Here is a 19,074-nt window from a genome sequence, read left to right on the forward strand (position 1 = left end):
CCGCATTGCACAACCTTAATTTGTCGGGCTAGGATGGCCGTCAGATTGGTCAAGTTGCATGGCAGGGCTTACGAATGGCGTTCAGCAAGGTATTGGTGGGATGGATGGCGGCCTGTGCGCTGTCGGCCGCTCAGGCCGGTACGCTGCCGAACGCGAATGCCGCTGCGGCCACGGCCAGCGGATCGCTCGCGCATGCCGAGCGCTTCGATTACGGCGACTCGGGCCTCCCGCAGGTCGCCGCGAACCTCAACGAACAAATCATCAGCATTCCGGCCGATGCTTCGGGCGCCGTGATGCTCGAGGCCACGCTGTTCAAGCCGAACGGCCCCGGCCCGTTCCCGCTCGTCGTCTTCAACCACGGCAAGAACACCGGCGATCTCCATCAGCAGCCGCGCAGCCGGCCGCTCGCGTTCGCGCGCGAATTCGTGCGCCGCGGCTATGCGGTGATCGCGCCGAATCGCCAGGGCTTCGCCGGGTCGGGCGGCACTTACCAGCAGGAAGGCTGCAACGTCGGCAAGAACGGCCTCACGCAAGCGGCCGACGTCGACGCGACGGTCCGCTACATGTCGCGTCAGTCGTACATCGACGCGTCGCGCATCGTCGTCGCCGGCACGTCGCACGGCGGCCTCGTATCGGTCGCGTACGGCACCGAAGCGGCGCCGGGCGTGCGCGGCATCATCAACTTCTCCGGCGGGCTGCGCCAGGATCTCTGCGACGGCTGGCAGCGCAATCTGGTCGACGCGTTCGACCAGTACGGCGCGCATACGGCCGTGCGCTCGCTGTGGCTCTATGGCGACAACGATTCGGTGTGGACGCCCGCGCTCGTCGCGCAGATGCACGGCGCGTACGTGTCGCACGGCACGCAGGCGCAGTTCATCGATTTCGGCCGCTACAAGGACGACGCGCACCGGCTGATCGTCGATCGCGACGGCGTGCCCCTGTGGTGGCCGGCCGTGCATGCGTTCCTCGCGGAACTGAACCTGCCGACCTCGGTGCGCTATGCAGTCGCCAATCCGCATGAACCGAATGCGACCGGCTACGCGTCGATCGACTCGGTCGACGCGGTGCCGTTCCTCGACGAGGCCGGCCGCGAAGGCTATCGCCGCTTCCTGAGCCAGCATCCGAGCCGCGCGTTCGCGGTGTCGGCGGAAGGCGCGTGGTCGTGGGCCGAAGGCGGCGACGATCCGATGGCGCTCGCGCTCGATAATTGCTCGAAACAGGGTGCCGGCGCATGCCGGTTGTATGCGGTCAACGATCGCGTCGTGTGGAACGCGGGCGCGACGCAAACGGCCGACAACGGCGACGCCACCCCGCACGACGCCGATACGCGCGCACTGGCTTCGCGCTGACGCGCGGGTGGCGCCGCTCGGTCGAGGTCAAGGTCGAGCGCCTCCCGGATTCCCTTCCCCTCTTTCCGTTTCCTGAACGCTCGCGGCCCGCGGCGGTGTTCGCGTGCGCGCCCCCGCACGAGCGGCGTTCGGCTTTGCGCCCCCTTTTTGCTTCCCGCCCCGATTTTTCGCCGCTCGCACACCTGCGCACCCGCGATTTTTTTCTATCGGGTGGTCTCACTCGAACGTCGTCATCTGCGGTCATTTCCGGACATCCGGCGCGTACCGTCCCGAGCCGCTCCGATCTGCGCCGAACTCCCGCCCGGCAAGGCTTTGCGGCGTTTGTAACCGGTAGTGCAACGAGCGGCGGAACACGCTAATCTCAGCGCGTTTTCCGTCTGTCGCCGCGCGGCATCGCATGCGATGCCCGCCGCCGTTTTACCCCCCGGAGTTGCCTTGAGTACGCCAGCCACCGACGACTGGGTCGCGCGCAGCCTGCGCGCGGTCTGGCATCCCTGCACCCAGATGAAGCACCATGAGCGCCTGCCGCTCGTTCCCGTCGCGCGCGGCGCCGGCGTATGGCTGTACGACCGCGACGGCCGCCGCTACTTCGACGCGATCAGCTCGTGGTGGGTGAACCTGTTCGGCCATGCGAATCCGGACATCAACGCGGCGCTGAAGGACCAGCTCGACACGCTCGAACACGCGATGCTCGCCGGCTGCACGCACGAGCCGGCGATCGAGCTCGCGGAGCGGCTGCACGTGCTCACCGGCCGCACGCTCGGCCACGCGTTCTTCGCGTCGGACGGCGCGTCCGCCGTCGAGATCGCGCTGAAGATGAGCTTCCACGCGTGGCGCAATCGCGGCCGCACGGACAAGCGCGAATTCGTGTGCGTCGCGAACAGCTATCACGGCGAGACCATCGGCGCGCTCGGCGTGACGGACGTCGCGCTGTTCAAGGATGCTTACGATCCGCTGATCCGCCACGCGCACGTGGTCGCGTCGCCCGACGCGCGCGGCGCGCTGCCGGGCGAGACGGCAGCCGACGTGGCAGGCCGCGCGCTCGACGACGTGCGGCGCCTGTTCGCCGAACGCGCCGACCGGATCGCCGCGCTGATCGTCGAGCCGCTCGTGCAATGCGCGGCCGGCATGGCGATGCACGATCCGTCGTACGTGCGCGGGCTGCGCACGCTGTGCGACGAGTTCGGCGTGCACCTGATCGCCGACGAGATCGCGGTCGGCTGCGGACGCACCGGCACTTTCTTCGCGTGCGAGCAGGCCGGCGTGTGGCCGGATTTCATGTGCCTGTCGAAGGGCATCAGCGGCGGCTACCTGCCGCTGTCGCTGGTGCTCACGCGCGACGACGTGTTCGCGGCGTTCTACGACGACGACACCACGCGCGGCTTCCTGCATTCGCATTCGTACACCGGCAACCCGCTCGCGTGCCGTGCGGCGGTCGCGACGCTCGACCTGTTCGAGCGCGACGACGTGCTCGCCGCCAATGCGCGCAAGTCGGCCACGCTGCGCGCCGCGCTCGCGCCGCTCGACGCGCACCCGCACGTGCGGCACCTGCGCGAGCTCGGCACGCTGTTCGCGTTCGACGTCGCGCTCGACGGCGACGCGGCACGCGGCTTCTCGCGGCGCTTCTTCGAGCGCGCGCTCGAGCGCGAACTGCTGCTGCGCCCGATCGGCACGACCGTGTACCTGATGCCGCCGTACGTGATGAGCGACGACGACATCGCGTGGCTCGCGCAGCGCACCCGCGACACGCTCGACGCGACGCTCGCGGAGGTCGCACGATGAAACACGCTTCACCGGCATCCACCTCGCCGCTGCTCGACACGCTGCAGCGCGGCCTCGCCGAACTCGATGCGCAGGGCCTGCGCCGCGTGCGGCGCACGGCCGACACCGCGTGCGACGCGCACATGCGCGTCGACGGCCGCGACATCGTCGGCTTCGCGAGCAACGACTATCTCGGCCTCGCCGCGCATCCGGCACTCGTCGCCGCGTTCGCCGAAGGCGCGCAGCGCTACGGCTCCGGCAGCGGCGGCTCGCATCTGCTCGGCGGCCACTCGCGCGCGCACGCGGCGCTCGAGGACGAACTCGCCGGCTTCGCGGGCGGCTTCTCCGACGCGCCGCGCGCGCTGTACTTCAGCACTGGCTACATGGCGAACCTCGCCGCGATGACGGCGCTGACGGGCAAGCACGCGACGATCTTCTCGGACGCGCTGAACCACGCATCGCTGATCGACGGGATCCGGCTGTCGCGTGCGAACGTGCAGGTCTATCCGCATGCGGACATGGCCACGCTCGCCGCGCTGCTCGATGCGTCGGAGGCAGAAACGAAGCTGATCGTCAGCGACACGGTGTTCAGCATGGACGGCGACATCGCGCCGCTCGCGGAACTCGTCGCGCTGGCCGAACGCCACGGCGCATGGCTCGTCGTCGACGACGCGCACGGCTTCGGCGTGCTCGGCCCGCACGGCCGCGGCGCGCTCGCGGCGGCCGCGCTGCGCTCGCCGAACCTGGTGTACGTCGGCACGCTCGGCAAGGCGGCCGGCGTCGCGGGCGCGTTCGTCATCGCGCACGAGACCGTGATCGAATGGATGATCCAGCGCGCGCGCAGCTACATCTTCACGACGGCCGCGCCGCCGGCCGTCGCGCATGCGGTATCGGCGAGCCTGAAGGTGATCGGCGGCGACGAGGGCGATGCGCGACGCGCGCACCTCGCCGCGCTGATCGAGCGCACGCGTGCGCTGCTGCGCGCGACGCGCTGGCAGCCGGTCGATTCGCACACGGCCGTGCAGCCGCTCGTGATCGGCAGCAACGACGCGACGCTCGCGGCGATGCGCTCGCTCGACGCGCACGGCCTGTGGGTGCCCGCGATCCGGCCGCCGACGGTGCCGGCCGGCACGTCGCGGCTGCGCATCTCGCTGTCGGCCGCGCATTCGTTCGACGATCTCGCGCGGCTCGAAATCGCATTACTCGAAGCCAGCAAGGAAGCACGATGAATCGCCCGCTCGCTCACTGGCTTTGCATGAGACCGGAATACGCGCTGAAGCGCTACTCCGGATCGACACGTCCGCTGCCCGCCGAAGGGGCGGTTGCCCCGTTTGGCACAGACCGGCAGGAGGCAGCATGACCGCACCGCTCTCCGTCTTCGTCACCGGCACCGACACGGAAATCGGCAAGACCTTCGTGTCGGCCGCGATGCTGCACGGCTTCGCGCGGCACGGGCTGCGCGCGGCCGCGCTGAAGCCCGTCGCCGCCGGTGCGTATGAACGCGACGGCGTCTGGCGCAACGAAGACGCCGACCAGCTCGACGCGGCCGCGAACGTCGTGCTGCCGCCCGAACTGCGCACGCCGTTCCTGCTGAAGGCGCCGGCCGCACCGCATATCGTCGCCGCGCAGGAAGGCGTGACGCTCGACCTCGACACGATCGTCGCGAGCCACCGCGAAGCGCTGACGCGCGCGGACGTGGTGGTCGTCGAAGGCGTCGGCGGCTTCCGCGTGCCGCTCAACGACACGCAGGACACGGCCGATCTCGCGGTCGCGCTCGGCCTGCCCGTCGTGCTCGTCGTCGGCGTGCGGCTCGGCTGCATCAGCCACGCGCTGCTGACGGCCGACGCGATTGCCGCGCGCGGCCTCACGCTCGCCGGCTGGGTCGCGAACCACGTCGACCCGGCCATGTCCTACGCCGACGAGAACGTCGCGACGATCCGCGACTGGCTCGCGCGCGAGCATCGCGCGCCGCTCCTTGGCCGCATCGCGCACCTGGCGCCGGCCGCCCCCGAATCCGCCGCGGCGATGCTCGACATCGCCGCGCTCGTCGATACGCTGCGCCACGCGCAGCATTGACGCCCCGATCCCCGTATTCACGACAGGAAAACCACCATGACCCAAGCCCAGAGCGCCGCCGTGCAACCCGCCGCGATCCCCGTGGCCGCCCCGACGTCGCAGCGCTGGCGCGTCGCCGACGTCGTCGCGCTGTTCGAGCTGCCGTTCAACGACCTGATGTTCCGCGCGCAGCAGGTGCATCGCGAGCACTTCGACGCGAACGCGGTGCAGCTGTCGACGCTGCTGTCGATCAAGACGGGCGGTTGCGAGGAAGATTGCGGCTACTGCTCGCAGTCGTCGCACCACGACACGGGCCTGAAGGCCGAGAAGCTGATGGACGTCGACACGGTGCTCGAAGCCGCACGCGCGGCGAAGGCGAACGGCGCGAGCCGCTTCTGCATGGGCGCCGCGTGGCGCAACCCGAAGGAGCGCCACATGCCGGCGCTGACCGAGATGGTGCGCGGCGTGAAGGAACTGGGCCTCGAAACCTGCATGACGCTCGGCATGCTCGAGGACGAGCAGGCGCAGCAGCTCGCGAACGCCGGCCTCGACTACTACAACCACAACCTCGACACGTCGCCGGAGTTCTACGGCCAGGTGATCTCGACGCGCACGTACCAGGATCGTCTCGACACGCTCGACCGCGTGCGCGATGCGGGCATCAACGTGTGTTGCGGCGGCATCATCGGGATGGGCGAATCGCGCCGTGAACGCGCGGGCCTGATCTCGCAGCTCGCGAACCTGAACCCGTATCCGGAATCGGTGCCGATCAACAACCTCGTCGCAATCGAAGGCACGCCGCTCGAAGGCACCGCGCCGCTCGACCCGTTCGAGTTCGTGCGCACGATCGCGGTCGCGCGCATCACGATGCCGAAGGCGGTCGTGCGCCTGTCGGCCGGCCGCGAGCAGCTCGACGACGCGATGCAGGCCATGTGCTTCCTCGCGGGCGCGAACTCGATGTTCTACGGCGACCAGTTGCTGACGACGAGCAACCCGCAAACGCAGCGCGACCGTGCGCTGTTCGAGCGCCTCGGGATTCGTGCGAGCCAGGCCGACGCGCTCGCGGAGAACGCGTAAGCGGCCACCGCGCGGCGCGCATCGGGCGCAAACGACAAAGCCGGGGCATGCCCCGGCTTTTTTTCGTCCGCTCATCCGATCATCCGCGCGCCTGCTCGCCGGCGCGCGGCGCCGGCATGCGCATCACACGTGCGCCGCCGCCCCGTCGAGCGCCGCGCGCACGCGTTCGATCTGCTGCCCGTCGACGGGTGCCAGCACCTCGCCGCGCACCCGCACGCCCGAGCCGAAATGCACCGCGCGCACGCCGGTCGCGCGAACGAAATCGCCGACCGCGTCGACCGTGAGCCCCGAGCCGGCCAGCACCGTGCAGGTCGAGCCGGCCGCCTGCCGCACCAGTCGCGTGATCGTCGCGACGGCATCGAGCACCGACGGATGGCCGCCCGACGTCAGCACCGACGTGACGGCCGGCACGCGCAGCAGCGCGTCGAATGCGGCGTTGAGATCGCGCGACACGTCGAACGCGCGGTGGAACGTCAGGTCGCGCCCGTCCGCGGCGGCCGCGATGCGCGCGAGCGCGTCGAGATCGACGTCACCGTGCGCATCGAGCGCGCCGAACACGACGCCGTTCGCACCGGCCGCGACGGCTGCGCGCACGTCGCGCTCGATCACGCGCAGGTCGTCGGTGTCATAGACGAAGGAGCGGCTGTGCGGGCGAACGATCACGTTCACCGGAATCGGTACGGCCGCCACGACGGCCTCGATCAGGCCGACGCTCGGCGTGAGGCCGCCTTCGGCGATCGCGGTCACGAGTTCGAGCCGGTCGGCGCCCGCGCGGGCGGCGGCCTTCGCGTCGCCGACGGTCGTGGCGATCACTTCGAGGAGGACGGAGGAAGCGGCGGTTCGGTTCATCGGCGGCTCGCGATTCGTCTGGACAATTCGCGCATCCTAGCCGAGCGGCGTGAACCGCGCCAGCGTGCCGGCCGGCGCTATGCGCCGTCCGCTTCCTCGTCGATCCAGTCGATATCGCCGCACAGCACGTGCTGGGCATCGCCGATCCGCACGGCGATCGACAGCGTCACGCACGGCTGCGCCTCGTTGATCGACAGGTACGGGCGCGTCACCTGCACGCGGCCGGGCTCGGCGATCGCCGTGCGGAAATACGGCCGCCGCAGCCAGTTCGCGCCCTGCGCATCCGCCAGCGGCGAGAAGCGCGCCTCGGCAAGCGCGCGGTCCGCGCGCAGCACGACGTTGCGGCCCGCCTGACGGCCGCGCGCATCGAGCAGGAAGCAGCGCGCGGCGGCGTCGAGCGCGAGGTAGTTCCAGCACACCTCGTCGAGCGGCTCGCCGGCCGCGAGCCGCTCGGCCGCCCGCTCGAACGCGCGCAGGTACGGCGCGAGCCGCTGCGCGTCGCGCCGCTCGCGCGCTTCGGTTTGCTGACGATAGCGCTCGGTCAGCTCGCCGATGCAGCCGGTCGCCGTCACGCTGTCGGGCAGCCCGGGCGCCGGGCGGCCGAAGTAATAGCCCTGCACGAAATCGGCCTCGCATGCCAGCGCGATCTGCGCGTCGTGCTCGGTCTCGATCCCTTCGACGAGCACGAGCTTGCCGGCCTCGTGCAGCAGCGTGACGAGCCCGTGCAGGATCGCGGTGAGCCCGGTGCGATGTGCCGCGTGCGACAGCATGATCCGGTCGAGCTTCACGATGTCCGGGTTCAGCTGCCAGATCCGCTCGAGGTTCGAGTGCCCGGCGCCGAAATCGTCGAGCGCGATCAGGAAGCCCTGCGCGCGGAATTCGCGCACGGCCTCGGCGAGCCGCTCGACGTCTTCCGCGCGCTGTTCGAGCACTTCGAGCACGATGCGACGCGGCGGCATCTGGAGCCGTTTCAGGTTCGCGAGCAGCGCGGCGGCCTGGAACGGGTCGGTGAGCACGCCCGGATGCACGTTGAGGAACAGCCACTCGCGCTCGGCGCCGAGCAGCATGAAGTTCTCGAGATGCAGCGCCTGCGCGAGCCGGTCGAGCTGCAACAGCTCGCCGTGGCGCGCGGCCGCACCGAATACGTCGAGCGGCGACACCGCGCGGTCGAGCGCGTCATGCGCGCGCAGCAGCGCCTCGTAGCCCACGGCCCGCTGGTGCGACAGGCTGAAGATCGGCTGGAACACGGTCGTGAGCGTCAGGTCGTGATGCTGGGTCGCCAGGCGTTCGAGGCCGGAGCTCATCTCCCGCTCGAAACGGTACGGCGACGCCGCGGCCGGACGCTCCTGCTGCGCGATCGTCATGACGCCCTCCTGGCGAGGCCGCCTGACGCGGCGGGTGAACGGAACGGCATGCGCAATATCATTGTGGAAATCCTCGGTTGTCCGGGCCATGCCGGACGGTACGCAAGCATCAAGCAAGCTCCGTGCAAGCGCTGAACCCGTGCGCCGCGCTCGCGTGCCGTGCCGCCGCACCAGTCTGACGCAGATCGGATGCACCGTTTGCGTGCACGCGCACCGCGGCACGCGAGCGCACCCGTCACGTCGTCACGCTACACTCCGTACAGTCGTTTCATTCTCCCCACCTGCCGTATCGATGGAAATCGTTTTCACAGTCCTGATCCTGCTGCTCACCGTCGCGCTGTCAGGCGCGATCACGCGCGTGCTGCCGTTGCGGCTTCCGCTGCCGCTGATGCAGATCGTGTTCGGCGCGATGCTCGCGTGGCCGAAGCTCAACCTGCACGTCACGTTCGATCCCGAAATCTTCATGCTGCTGTTCATTCCGCCGCTGCTGTTCGCGGACGGCTGGCGGATTCCGAAACGCGAGCTGTACCTGCAGCGCCGCGCGATCCTGATGCTCGCGTTCGGGCTCGTGTTCATGACGGTACTCGCGGTCGGCTACTTCGCGCATTGGCTGATACCCGAGTTGCCGCTGCCGATCGCGTTCGCGCTCGCCGCCGTGCTGTCGCCGACCGACGCGGTCGCGCTGTCGGGCATCGCGGGCAAGGGCCGGATCCCGCCGCAACTGATGCACATCCTCGAAGGCGAGGCGCTGATGAACGACGCGTCGGGCCTCGTCGCGCTGAAGTTCGCGATCGCGGCCGCGCTCACCGGCATGTTCTCGCTGCGCGAAGCGTCGGTCACCTTCGTGATCGTCGCGGCCGGCGGGCTCGCGACCGGCGCGATCGTCGCGTGGCTGTTCAGCGCGGTGTCGACGCGCCTCCTGAATGCCGAGCAGGAAGGCGACCCGGCTCCCGGCATCGTGATGACGCTGCTCGTGCCGTTCGCCGCGTATCTGTTCGCCGAGCACCTCGACCTGTCCGGCGTGCTCGCCGCCGTGTCGGCCGGGATGATGATGAATTACACGAGCTTCTCCCGCAAAAGCACCGTCGCAGCGCGGGTGCGCGCGGAAAGCACGTGGGCGATGATCGAGTTCGTGTTCAACGGCATGGTGTTCATCATGCTCGGGCTGCAGCTGCCGCACATCATCGGCCGCGCGCTCGTCGACGCGCATCACACGAGCGACGCGCTCGTCGGCCGGATGATCTTCAACGTGTGCGCGATGATGCTCGCGCTGTATGCGATCCGCTTCCTGTGGGTCTGGCTGCTGCGCTGGATCGCGAGCCGCCGCGCCGCGCGGCACGGCCTCGCGGGCACGATGGCCGGCGTGCGCACGATCGCGGTGATGACGGTCGGCGGCGTGCGCGGCGCGGTCACGCTCGCCGGCGTGCTGTCGATCCCCGTCGCGCTGGCCGACGGCGCGCCGCTGCCTGGGCGCGACACCGCGATCTTCGTCGCGTCGGCCGTGATTCTCGGTTCGCTGATCGTCGCGGTGATCGGCCTGCCGCTGCTGCTGCGCGGCGTGCGCTCGACGCGCAACCCGCTCGCCGACGAGGAGCGCACCGCGCGCGCCGCCGCCGCGCAGGCCGCGATCCGCGCGATCGATTCGTCGCACGACGCCATCTCCGCCGATCTCGACGAATCGGGCGCCGCGCGCTGCGCGGACATCTCCGCGCGCGTGATGGACCAGTATCGCCGCCGCCTCGCCGCGCTCGCCGAGGACGGCCCGACGCCGCGCGCCGAAGCGAAGCAGACCGAGACGATGGAATTGCAGATGCGGATCGCGGCGGTGCGCGCGGAGCGTTCGGTGCTGTACCGGCTGCGCAGCGAAAGCCGGATTTCCGACGAGACGCTGACCAAGCTGATCCGCGAGATCGACCTGTCGGAAACGGCGCTGTCGACCCGCAAGAAAGGGATCGTCTGAGCACCGTGCACGCGTCCCGGCGACCCGGCCGCGCATAAACAAACGGCGACGCGCACGTCGCCGTTTTCACATCCGCGCGCGGTCGCGTTACTTCGCGACCACTACCGGAATCCCCTTCAGCATCCCCGCGCCCTTCATCTCGTCGAGCGCGTGCTGCACGGCCGCGCTCGTCGCCGCGTCGATGCCGAGTTGCAGCGCGAGCTCGCGTTCCGCGCGCTTCACGCCCGCGAGGTTGCGCACCTTCACGTGACCGAAGCCGCGCACGCGCGCATGCAGGTCGGCCAGCTGCGTGACCTGCGCCGCATTGCCGGCGGTCGTCGCGGCGAGCGCGCGCGTGAGCGTCGTCTCGTAGTCGTCCGCGAGCGCGCGTTCCATCCGGCGCTCGGCCGTGCGGCCGAACGGATCGAGCCACGTGCCGCGCAGGCTGCGCACGCGCGCGAGCGCGCCGAGCACCGGCCACATCCACTGGCCGAACACGCGCTTCTTCGGCGCGCTGCCGTCGCGGCCGGCCTTCGCGACCGTCGGCGGCGCGAGGTTGAACTTCACGCGATAGTCCTGCCCCGGCACGCCTTCGAACTGCGCTTCGAGCGCGCTGCGGAACGCGCCGTCCGCGTACAGCCGCGCGACCTCGTATTCGTCCTTCACCGCGAGCAGCCGATAGAACGTCGTCGCGACCGCGCGCGTGAGCGCATCGTCGCCCTTTGCGCGCGCCGCGTCGACCAGCGCACGGTAGCGCTCGACGTAACGCGCGCCGCCGTATGCGTCGAGGCGCGCTTCGCGATCGGCGATCAGGTCGGCGAGCGTCTCCGGCGCGGCGTGCGCGGCGGCCACCGTGTGGCGCGCGTTCCACAACGCGTCGAGGCCCGCGGCGTCACCCGCGGCCATCCGGCCGATCGAGAACGCGAGCTTGTTCATCGGCACCGCGACGTTGTTCAGTTCGATCGCGCGCATCATCGCGGCGAGCGATACCGGCACGAGGCCGAGCTGCCATGCGTAGCCGAGCATCAGGATGTTCGCGCCGATCGAATCGCCGAGGAATTTCGCGGCGAGCGCCTGCGCGTCGCAGCTCGACAGATAGCCATCGCCGGCCGCGTGATGCATCTTCTCGAGCAGCGCATCCGCGTGCAGGCTCGCGTCGGGATTCTGCACGAACGACGCGTTCGGGATCCGGTGCGTGTTGACGACGATGCGCGAACGCCCGTGGCGCACCGTCTGCAGCGCCTCGGCGCTCGCGCCGACGACCATGTCGCACGCGAGCAGCACGTCGGCCTGCTGCGTGTCGATGCGCACCTGGTTCAGCCAGCGGTCGCTCGACGCGATCCGCACGAACGACAGCACCGAGCCGCCCTTCTGCGCGAAGCCCATGAAGTCGAGCACCGACGCGCTCTTGCCTTCGAGGTGCGCGGCCATGCTGATCAGCGCGCCGACCGTCACGACGCCCGTGCCGCCGACGCCCGTCACGAGCATGTCGTACGGCGCCGCGTCCAAGTGCGTCGCGGGCACCGGCAGCGCGTCGACGCGCGCGGCCAGCGCCGCTTCGTCGAATGCGGCGCCGGCCGCCTTCTTCAGCGCGGCGCCTTCGACCGTCACGAAGCTCGGGCAGAAGCCGTTCACGCACGAGTAGTCCTTGTTGCACGACGACTGGTCGATGCGGCGCTTGCGGCCGAGCGGCGTCTCGAGCGGCTCGACCGACAGGCAGTTCGACTGCACGCCGCAGTCGCCGCAGCCTTCGCACACCGCATCGTTGATGAACAGGCGCTTGTCCGGGTCGGGGAATTCGCCTTTCTTGCGGCGGCGGCGCTTCTCGGCCGCGCAGGTCTGGTCGTAGATCAGCACGGTGACGCCCGGCGTCTCGCGCAGTTCGCGCTGCACCGTGTCGAGTTCGCTGCGGTGATGGAACGTCGTGCCGGCCGGGAACAGCCCGTGATGGCCGTCGTACTTCTCCGGTTCGTCGGACACCACGACGAAGCGCGACACGCCTTCCGCCTCGACCTGGCGCGCGATCTGCGGCACCGAGATGCTGCCGTCGACCGGCTGGCCGCCCGTCATCGCGACCGCGTCGTTGTAGAGGATCTTGTACGTGATGTTCGCCTTCGCGGCGACCGCCTGGCGGATCGCGAGGATGCCCGAGTGGAAGTAGGTGCCGTCGCCGAGGTTCTGGAACACGTGCTTCGTGTTGGTGAACATCGCATGCGCGGCCCAGTCGACGCCCTCGCCGCCCATCTGGATCAGGCCCGTCGTGTCGCGCTCCATCCACGACGCCATGAAGTGGCAGCCGATGCCGGCCTGCGCGATCGAGCCTTCCGGCACCTTCGTCGACGTGTTGTGCGGGCAGCCGGAGCAGAAGTACGGCGTGCGCTTCACCGCGTCGGCTTCGTTCGACAGGATCTGCGGCGCGACGAGATCGACGACGCGCTCGCGGCGGTCGAGCGCCGGCTTGTGGCGCGCGAGCCATTCGGCGAACACCGGCAGGATCCGCGACGGGCGCAGCTCGCCGAGCTCGGACAGCAGGCAGGCGCCGGCCGCGTCGTGCTTGCCGAGCACGCGCGGGCGTGCACCTTCGGCGCGGTTGTACAGGTAGTCCTTGATCTGCTGCTCGATGACGGGCCCCTTCTCCTCGATCACCAGCACTTCCGCGAGCCCGTCGACGAAGGTTTCGATGCGCGTCATCTCGAGCGGATAGGACAGGCCGACCTTGTAGATCCGCACGCCGGCTGCGTCGAGATCGTCGACCGTCAGGTCGAGGCGGCGCAGTGCTTCCATCAGGTCCAGGTGCGCCTTGCCGCAGGTGACGATGCCGACGTTCGCCTGCGCGCTCGGCGCGATCCACTTGTCGATGCTGTGGGCGCGCGCGAAGTGGCGCACCGCGTCGAGCTTCGCGGCGAGGCGCGCCTCGATCGTGAGGCTCGGCAGGTCGGGCCAGCGGTTGTGCAGGCCGCCCGCCGGCGGCGTGAAGCCCGGCGGCGCCGGCCACTGCGTCTGCAATGCGTCGAGATCGACGGTCGAGCCGGACTCGACGGTCTCCGAGATCGCCTTGAAGCCGACCCATGCGCCCGAATAGCGCGACAGCGCCCAGCCGTACAGGCCGAACTCGAGCATGTCGGCGATGTTCGACGGGTTCACGACCGGCATGTGCCACGCGATCATCGCGAAATCGCTCTGGTGCGGCATCGACGACGACACGCAGCCGTGATCGTCGCCCGCCACCACCAGCACGCCGCCGTGCGGCGACGAACCGTACGCGTTGCCGTGCTTCAGCGCGTCGCCGGCGCGGTCGACGCCCGGGCCCTTGCCGTACCACATCGCATACACGCCATCGACGGTGCGCTCCGGGTCGGCTTCCACGCGCTGCGTGCCGAGCACCGCGGTGCCGCCGAGTTCCTCGTTGATCGCGGGCAGGAAGCGCACGCCGCTGGCGTCGAGCAGTTTCTTCGCCTTCCACAGCTGCTGGTCGACCATCCCCAGCGGCGAACCGCGGTAGCCGCTGACGAAGCCGGCCGTGTTCAGGCCTTGCACGGTGTCGGACGCGCGCTGCATCAGCAACAGCCGGACCAGCGCCTGCGTGCCGGTCAGGAAGATCCGGCCGCGCGTGGCGGTCAGATTGTCGGTCAGACGGTAGTCGGATAGAGCGGGCGTGCCGTCTTCGGGCAGGCGAGCGGTCATGGGGATGTCTCCGGATTGTGTGTTCTGTGCCGCGCACCGGGGCGTCGGGCGACGCCGGCCTGGAGCGGCTGGATGACTCTATTTTTTCGCGTGGACACGAGAAAGTTTTTTCTCATCTTGCTCGGACGGTGCCGGAGTGAGAAAAACTGCGCAGGTTTTGGACGGGATTTGAGAGAGTTTTCGCGCGGGGTGCTGGGGGCTGGCTTTGCGATGTGTCGCGGTCGGTGGATGGAGTGCTGCGAACAGGAGGGATGGTGGAGGTCGGCTCGCGGAGGGGGCGGCAGGTGCTTGCGGCCCGTGTGACAAGGGTTTCAGCGGTCGGGCACGCGCGCCTCACCATTCGGATGCACAGCGTTCGGATTGGTCGCGGGCGCGGGATGTCCACATTGCCGGCCCGGGCCGCGGCCGAGCAGGCGGAAATGCTCACCGCTCGATCGCACAGGGTTTCGAGTGGCGTCGGGTGGCGGATGTCCACACCTCACTTTGGGCTTCAGTTCGAGCCGGTTCCGACACTCACCGTTGGAAACCACAGCGCGATGAGTGGGTGTCGGGGGCAGATATCCACACGGCCACACGGTGGATCCCCCGCCCGGTCGATTCGGCGTTCGCTCTCACCGTTCGGATACACAGGATTGTGAGTCGATTCGGGCGCACGATATCCACATCTCTGCCGGTTCTTGCAATGGTCTGAGTGGGGGTCCTGACGGGCGGTCCTGCGCTGCGGCCTGGTGGTCCTGAGCGGTGGTCCGGTGGGCGGGCGATGCAGGCTTACGTGGGTTCGTCTCGGGTGCCGATTTTGGCGTGGACGAGCGTGCAACTACGCAGTCAAACGAGGCGCCGATGCAGATGTGGATATCGCCGCCAGCAGACACTGGAAACCCTGTGATCCCCGACGGTGAGCGCCCGGCCGCGGTCGATCGAGGATGCCCATCCTGGTGTGGACAGCCAGCCCCGCGACGACTCAAAACGCTGTGAATTTCGATGGTGAGCGACAGCACTCGACCCAACGAGAGCGCTGATTCGGCTGCGAATAGCTCGACTCCGCCCCACTCGAAACCCAGTGAATTTCAATGGTGAGCGACGGCACGTTGATCGAACACGAGCGCCGATTCGGGTGTGGATAGTCCGCCCCTCGAACCACTCTCGACGCTGTGAAATTCAACGGTGAGCGACGGCACATCGGTCGAACACGAGTGCTGATTCGGGTGTGGATAGCTCGCCCCCCAAACCACTCTCGACGCTGTGAAATTCAACGGTGAGCGACAGCACATCGATCGAACACGGGCGCCGATTCGGGTGTGGATAGCTCGCCCCGAACCACTCGAGACGCTGTGAATTTCAATGGTGAGCGACAGCGCATCGATCGAACATGAGCGCTGATTCGGGTGTGGATAGCTCGCCATCGAACCACTCGAGACGCTGTGAAATTCGACGGTGAGCGTCGGCATGCGATCGCGCGATGACGCCGAACAGAGCGTGAACAGCGACGATCGGTACCGCTCGGCAAGCCTTGCGGCTGAAGCCGCAGAGGCCCGCGCGAACGGGCTGACAGGCAGTCGAGCACGCACGCTCACCGACGAAATACACAGCGCATCGAGTCGCTTCGACGGCACGATATCCACATCGGGGCCGGTACGCGAGCGGAGCACGCAATCGCGACTGCGGGTAGAATGCGCGACCCTCGAAGCGGCGCGGCACACCGGGAGCGGACACGTGCGCCATCGCGTCCGTCGAGCGTCCGTCGAGCCGGCGCCGACACTCACCATCGAAATACACAGCGCGCCGAGTGAATTCCGCGGCAAGATATCCACACCGCGCTCGGGTACGGGTTTATCGCCGATCTACCGCTGGTCTATCGCCGATTTCCGCGCGCCGTTAGAATGCGCGTCGGTCCGAATGTCGGGCGGGCGCCCGGAGGCCCCCGCCGGGCAAGCCTCACACACAACCGGCCGTCGACACTCACCATTCAAAAGCACAGCATTTTTCGTCGTTGCGGACCCTGGTTGTCCACACCTCGCATCGCGCCTGCGCTACATGCCGCCACTCTCACCGGTGGAATGCACAGCCTTCCGAGTGATTGGGAAACCGGGATATCCACAACCGAAACCGCGTAGACATTCGGCGCCCGCGTATTGGCAATGGCGCTTCATGCGTCTGCCCCCAACCCGCCTCAAATGCCGGAAAGCCCCGTAGATCGGGCGTCCGACCGCGCGCTCACCGTTCCGGTCCACAGCATTTCGAGTGAGCGGAAGGGCCGGTTGTCCACATGCGCTCCGCAACGGTCAGCCGGCAGCAACCGCAAGCTCGGTCACTCAGCGATCGAACGGATGATCCGCGCCGGGTTTCCGCCGACCAGCGTGTTCGGTGGAACGTCCGTGGTCACGACGGAGCCCGCGCCGACCACCGAATTCTCGCCGACCGTCACGCCGCCGATGATCGTCGCACCCGCGCCGATCCACACGTTGTTGCCGATCACGATCGGCCGGGCGACGACGGCGTCGCGTCGACGGGACGGCTCCACCGGATGACCCGACGCGATGAGGCTGACGTTCGGCCCGATCATCACATCGTCGCCGATGTCGAGGCCGCCAAGGTCGTAGAACGTGCAGTTCTGGTTGACGAACAGGTTGCGGCCGATGCGCGTATCTGCGCCGCCCGTCGCGTAGAACGGCGGGATCAACAGGAATCCGGCGTCCACCGGCTTGCCGATCAGTTCTCCGAATAATCTGCGGACTTCGTCCGCATCGTCGAACGTCAGACGGTTGAGCCGCGCGGTGATCGCCATCGTCCGCTTGAGCTCGGCCGTCATCGCGGCCGATTCCGGCGTGCGTCGGGGAATGATCGTGGTGCGATCGTCGTTCGCCATTCGTTGCTGTTCTCCGTGTGCGATCGAACCGGCATACGGCGCGTGACGGCCGCGCCCGATTCACCGGATACGATTCGCTTGGGCTTTCACCCACAATGCGATTTATAACTAGTCATGCATTAACTAGTTCGACAATGAATTTCCGCTGCATATGGCTTTGCGGAACATGCGAGGTCAATTCGGGCGCGCGGGAACCCGCTCGACCTGCGGCCCGTCACCGCGCCACGCTCCGCCGCTTGCCGCGCCCGCCCCTGTCCGAACGTCTCCCGCTCGGGTACGCTTGAGCATCCACCGAACCGACACGCACACCCCAACGCGGAGGCGCGATGAAGCTCTACTACTGGCCGAAAACCCGGGCATTCCGGGCGCTGTGGATGCTGGAAGAAATCGGCGCCGTCTACGAGCTCGTACCGATCGATCTGCGTTCGCACGAACAGGGCAGCGACGCGTTCGTCCAGGTCAATCCGATGGCCAAGCTGCCCGCGCTCGACGACGGCAGCGAACCGTTCGCCGAATCCGGCGCCGTGCTGCTGTATCTCGCCGATCGGTGTCCGGGCGCCGGGCTCGGCATCGCACCCGACGATCCGTTGCGCGGCCGCTTCCTGCAGTGGATGTTCTTCACGTCCACCTGCCTCGAGCCCGCGATGGCCGAGAAATTCACCGGCGCGTCGGGCAATCCGGTCGCGTTCGGCTGGGGCAACATCACGCGCGTGCAGCGCGCGCTCGCGCAGACGCTCGCCCACAGCCGCTGGCTCGTCGGCGATCACTTCACCGCGGCCGACCTGCTGCTCGCCAGCACGCTGAAGATCGCGTTCGACGCACACCTGCTGCCGCACGAAGGCGTGCTCGGCGACTACGTCGCGCGCGCCGAGGACCGCGACGGCTACCGCCGCGCGGTGGCGGTGGAACAGCGCGAAGCGGCGCGCCTGCTGCATGCGTGACGCGGGAACGGCGCGGCATGGGGTGGCGGCCACCGCCGCCCGATGCCGGCGCCTGTTCGAACCGAAAGCCAACCCTATGCCGTCGGCCCGCGCGCCTGGGCTGCCGCCGTGCCGGGCTCGATCACCACGCCCGCCGAGCCGCGTTCGCCGGTCTCCGCGTCGATCGGCACGACTTCGTGAAAATGCGTGTAGTCGATGTGCGTGACGCCGTCTTCCTCGTGCATCAGGTCGACATAGCGGTGCAGCCAGCGGATGTCCTCATGCGCCCATGAGTAGCGCGCCTGCATGACCTGCGCGGTCGTCTCGTCGGAGCCCTCGATCGTGATCAGCAGCGACGCGTCGCGCGCGGCGAGCGTTTCGGCCGTCTCGCCGAACAGCGGGCTCGCTTCGTCGATCACGTGCATCAGGTTCCAGCCGAGCAGGAAGATCGGATGTTCGTTGCGCACGAGCGGCAGGTCGTGGATCTTGCGCAGCGTATAGCCCTCGTGCGTGCCTTCCACGCGCATCATCCGCAGTTTCGCCTGCGCTTCGGCAATCACGTTCTGGCGCGCATTCGCGGCACGCACCATCAGCGTCATCCGGCCGTTCAACGGGCGCACGACCGCGTAACGCGCGAACAGGATCTTCGCCTGCGGCCGCGAAAACCGTGCAAACACGAGGCCTGTCGCCAGCGCGATGCCCGACATCCCGATGAAGATCTCGAACGTCGAGACGACGTGCGCGTAGACGGTCTGCGGATGCATGTCGCCGTAGCCGACCGTCGCGAGCGTCTCGACGCTGAAGAAGAACGCGCCGGCGAACCCGGCCGGCGACTGATTCGCGATCGACGCGCCGCCGAGCAGGTAGAGCGTCGCGAAGCCGCCGTTGAGCAGCAGGAACAGCATCGCGAGCGACAGGAAGAACACGGGCCAGCTCACCGTCAGCGCGCGGTGATAGAGGTCGCGCCAGCCGAGCGGCGGCATCCCGTACGCGACCACGGGCCGGGTGCCCGACCAGAGCTTGCGGCCACGGCCGCGGGAGGCTGGGGAGGACGAATCGACGTTCATCGCGCGAGGCCGGAAGCAGGAAGGCGATGAGCGTAGCACGCGAAGCCGGCGGCCGGGAATGCGCAGCGATGCGGAGCGGGGCCCGCGTGCGGGGCGAAAAAAAACCGGCCGCATGGGCGGCCGGCTGCGCGATCATTCCGCGG

General features: G+C 68.7%; 12 protein-coding genes. 7 read left to right on the forward strand and 5 right to left on the reverse strand.

Going from position 1 to position 19,074, the window contains the following annotated elements; all coding sequences use genetic code 11:
- The first annotated feature begins 74 nt into the window (after positions 1-74).
- The 5 genes from C7H84_RS23945 (at position 75) to bioB (ending at position 6,242) form a co-directional block, all read left to right on the forward strand.
- Positions 75-1,349 (forward strand): CocE/NonD family hydrolase, encoded by a 1,275-nt coding sequence (locus C7H84_RS23945; RefSeq protein WP_121861089.1) that lies wholly within the window; start codon positions 75-77, stop codon positions 1,347-1,349.
- 435 nt (positions 1,350-1,784) lie between these two features.
- Entirely contained in the window at positions 1,785-3,131 is a 1,347-nt protein-coding gene (gene bioA, locus C7H84_RS23955; RefSeq protein WP_121861091.1) for an adenosylmethionine--8-amino-7-oxononanoate transaminase, read from the forward strand.
- Positions 3,128-4,339, forward strand: coding sequence for an 8-amino-7-oxononanoate synthase (bioF, locus tag C7H84_RS23960; RefSeq protein ID WP_121861092.1), 1,212 nt, complete (start codon positions 3,128-3,130; stop codon positions 4,337-4,339). The genes bioA and bioF overlap by 4 nt, the downstream gene beginning before the upstream one ends.
- A 127-nt stretch (positions 4,340-4,466) precedes the next feature.
- The gene (gene bioD / locus C7H84_RS23965) at positions 4,467-5,186 is read left to right on the forward strand and encodes a dethiobiotin synthase (RefSeq protein WP_121861093.1); all 720 of its coding nucleotides are present in this window, start codon (positions 4,467-4,469) and stop codon (positions 5,184-5,186) included.
- 36 nt (positions 5,187-5,222) lie between these two features.
- Positions 5,223-6,242 (forward strand): biotin synthase BioB, encoded by a 1,020-nt coding sequence (gene bioB, locus C7H84_RS23970; RefSeq protein ID WP_121861094.1) that lies wholly within the window; start codon positions 5,223-5,225, stop codon positions 6,240-6,242.
- Between the two features lie 123 nt (positions 6,243-6,365).
- Here bioB and C7H84_RS23975 read toward each other — a convergent pair whose 3' ends face one another.
- Both C7H84_RS23975 and C7H84_RS23980 read right to left on the reverse strand, forming a co-directional pair.
- Positions 6,366-7,091 carry a copper homeostasis protein CutC gene (locus C7H84_RS23975; protein WP_121861095.1) on the reverse strand — a complete coding sequence of 242 codons (726 nt, stop codon included), beginning with the start codon at positions 7,089-7,091 and terminating at the stop codon, positions 6,366-6,368.
- 77 nt (positions 7,092-7,168) lie between these two features.
- Positions 7,169-8,455 (reverse strand): EAL domain-containing protein, encoded by a 1,287-nt coding sequence (locus C7H84_RS23980; RefSeq protein ID WP_121861096.1) that lies wholly within the window; start codon positions 8,453-8,455, stop codon positions 7,169-7,171.
- A 292-nt stretch (positions 8,456-8,747) separates the two neighbouring features.
- Here C7H84_RS23980 and C7H84_RS23985 point away from each other — a divergent pair, with 292 nt between their 5' ends.
- Positions 8,748-10,415, forward strand: coding sequence for a Na+/H+ antiporter (locus tag C7H84_RS23985; protein ID WP_121861097.1), 1,668 nt, complete (start codon positions 8,748-8,750; stop codon positions 10,413-10,415).
- Positions 10,416-10,502: 87 nt separating this feature from the next.
- Here C7H84_RS23985 and C7H84_RS23990 read toward each other — a convergent pair whose 3' ends face one another.
- Together C7H84_RS23990 and C7H84_RS23995 are read right to left on the reverse strand one after the other, a co-directional pair.
- The gene (locus C7H84_RS23990) at positions 10,503-14,078 is read right to left on the reverse strand and encodes an indolepyruvate ferredoxin oxidoreductase family protein (RefSeq protein WP_121861098.1); all 3,576 of its coding nucleotides are present in this window, start codon (positions 14,076-14,078) and stop codon (positions 10,503-10,505) included.
- Positions 14,079-16,386: 2,308 nt separating this feature from the next.
- Positions 16,387-16,944 (reverse strand): sugar O-acetyltransferase, encoded by a 558-nt coding sequence (locus C7H84_RS23995; protein ID WP_121861099.1) that lies wholly within the window; start codon positions 16,942-16,944, stop codon positions 16,387-16,389.
- A gap of 326 nt (positions 16,945-17,270) precedes the next feature.
- Between C7H84_RS23995 and C7H84_RS24000 the strand changes: the two genes are divergently transcribed.
- Positions 17,271-17,885: a glutathione S-transferase gene (locus tag C7H84_RS24000; protein WP_121861100.1), complete on the forward strand. Its 615-nt coding sequence runs from the start codon at positions 17,271-17,273 to the stop codon at positions 17,883-17,885.
- A 74-nt stretch (positions 17,886-17,959) separates the two neighbouring features.
- Here the strand turns inward: C7H84_RS24000 and C7H84_RS24005 are convergent, their stop codons facing one another.
- Positions 17,960-18,931, reverse strand: a complete 972-nt coding sequence (locus tag C7H84_RS24005; protein WP_121861101.1) for an ion channel — start codon at positions 18,929-18,931, stop codon at positions 17,960-17,962.
- Positions 18,932-19,074 lie beyond the last annotated feature (143 nt).

This window comes from Burkholderia sp. Nafp2/4-1b, from assembly GCF_003635165.1.
Classification (GTDB): Bacteria; Pseudomonadota; Gammaproteobacteria; order Burkholderiales; family Burkholderiaceae; genus Burkholderia.

Bases quoted from the DNA above. Each gene is read 5' to 3' on its own strand.
- C7H84_RS23980 (WP_121861096.1), bottom strand. From the start codon at position 8,455: ATGACGATCGCGCAGCAGGAGCGTCCGGCCGCGGCGTCGCCGTACCGT.
- C7H84_RS23985 (WP_121861097.1), top strand. From the start codon at position 8,748: ATGGAAATCGTTTTCACAGTCCTGATCCTGCTGCTCACCGTCGCGCTG.
- C7H84_RS23990 (WP_121861098.1), bottom strand. From the start codon at position 14,078: ATGACCGCTCGCCTGCCCGAAGACGGCACGCCCGCTCTATCCGACTAC.
- C7H84_RS24005 (WP_121861101.1), bottom strand. From the start codon at position 18,931: ATGAACGTCGATTCGTCCTCCCCAGCCTCCCGCGGCCGTGGCCGCAAG.
- bioD (WP_121861093.1), top strand. From the start codon at position 4,467: ATGACCGCACCGCTCTCCGTCTTCGTCACCGGCACCGACACGGAAATC.
- C7H84_RS23975 (WP_121861095.1), bottom strand. From the start codon at position 7,091: ATGAACCGAACCGCCGCTTCCTCCGTCCTCCTCGAAGTGATCGCCACG.
- bioF (WP_121861092.1), top strand. From the start codon at position 3,128: ATGAAACACGCTTCACCGGCATCCACCTCGCCGCTGCTCGACACGCTG.
- C7H84_RS23995 (WP_121861099.1), bottom strand. From the start codon at position 16,944: ATGGCGAACGACGATCGCACCACGATCATTCCCCGACGCACGCCGGAA.
- C7H84_RS24000 (WP_121861100.1), top strand. From the start codon at position 17,271: ATGAAGCTCTACTACTGGCCGAAAACCCGGGCATTCCGGGCGCTGTGG.
- bioB (WP_121861094.1), top strand. From the start codon at position 5,223: ATGACCCAAGCCCAGAGCGCCGCCGTGCAACCCGCCGCGATCCCCGTG.
- C7H84_RS23945 (WP_121861089.1), top strand. From the start codon at position 75: ATGGCGTTCAGCAAGGTATTGGTGGGATGGATGGCGGCCTGTGCGCTG.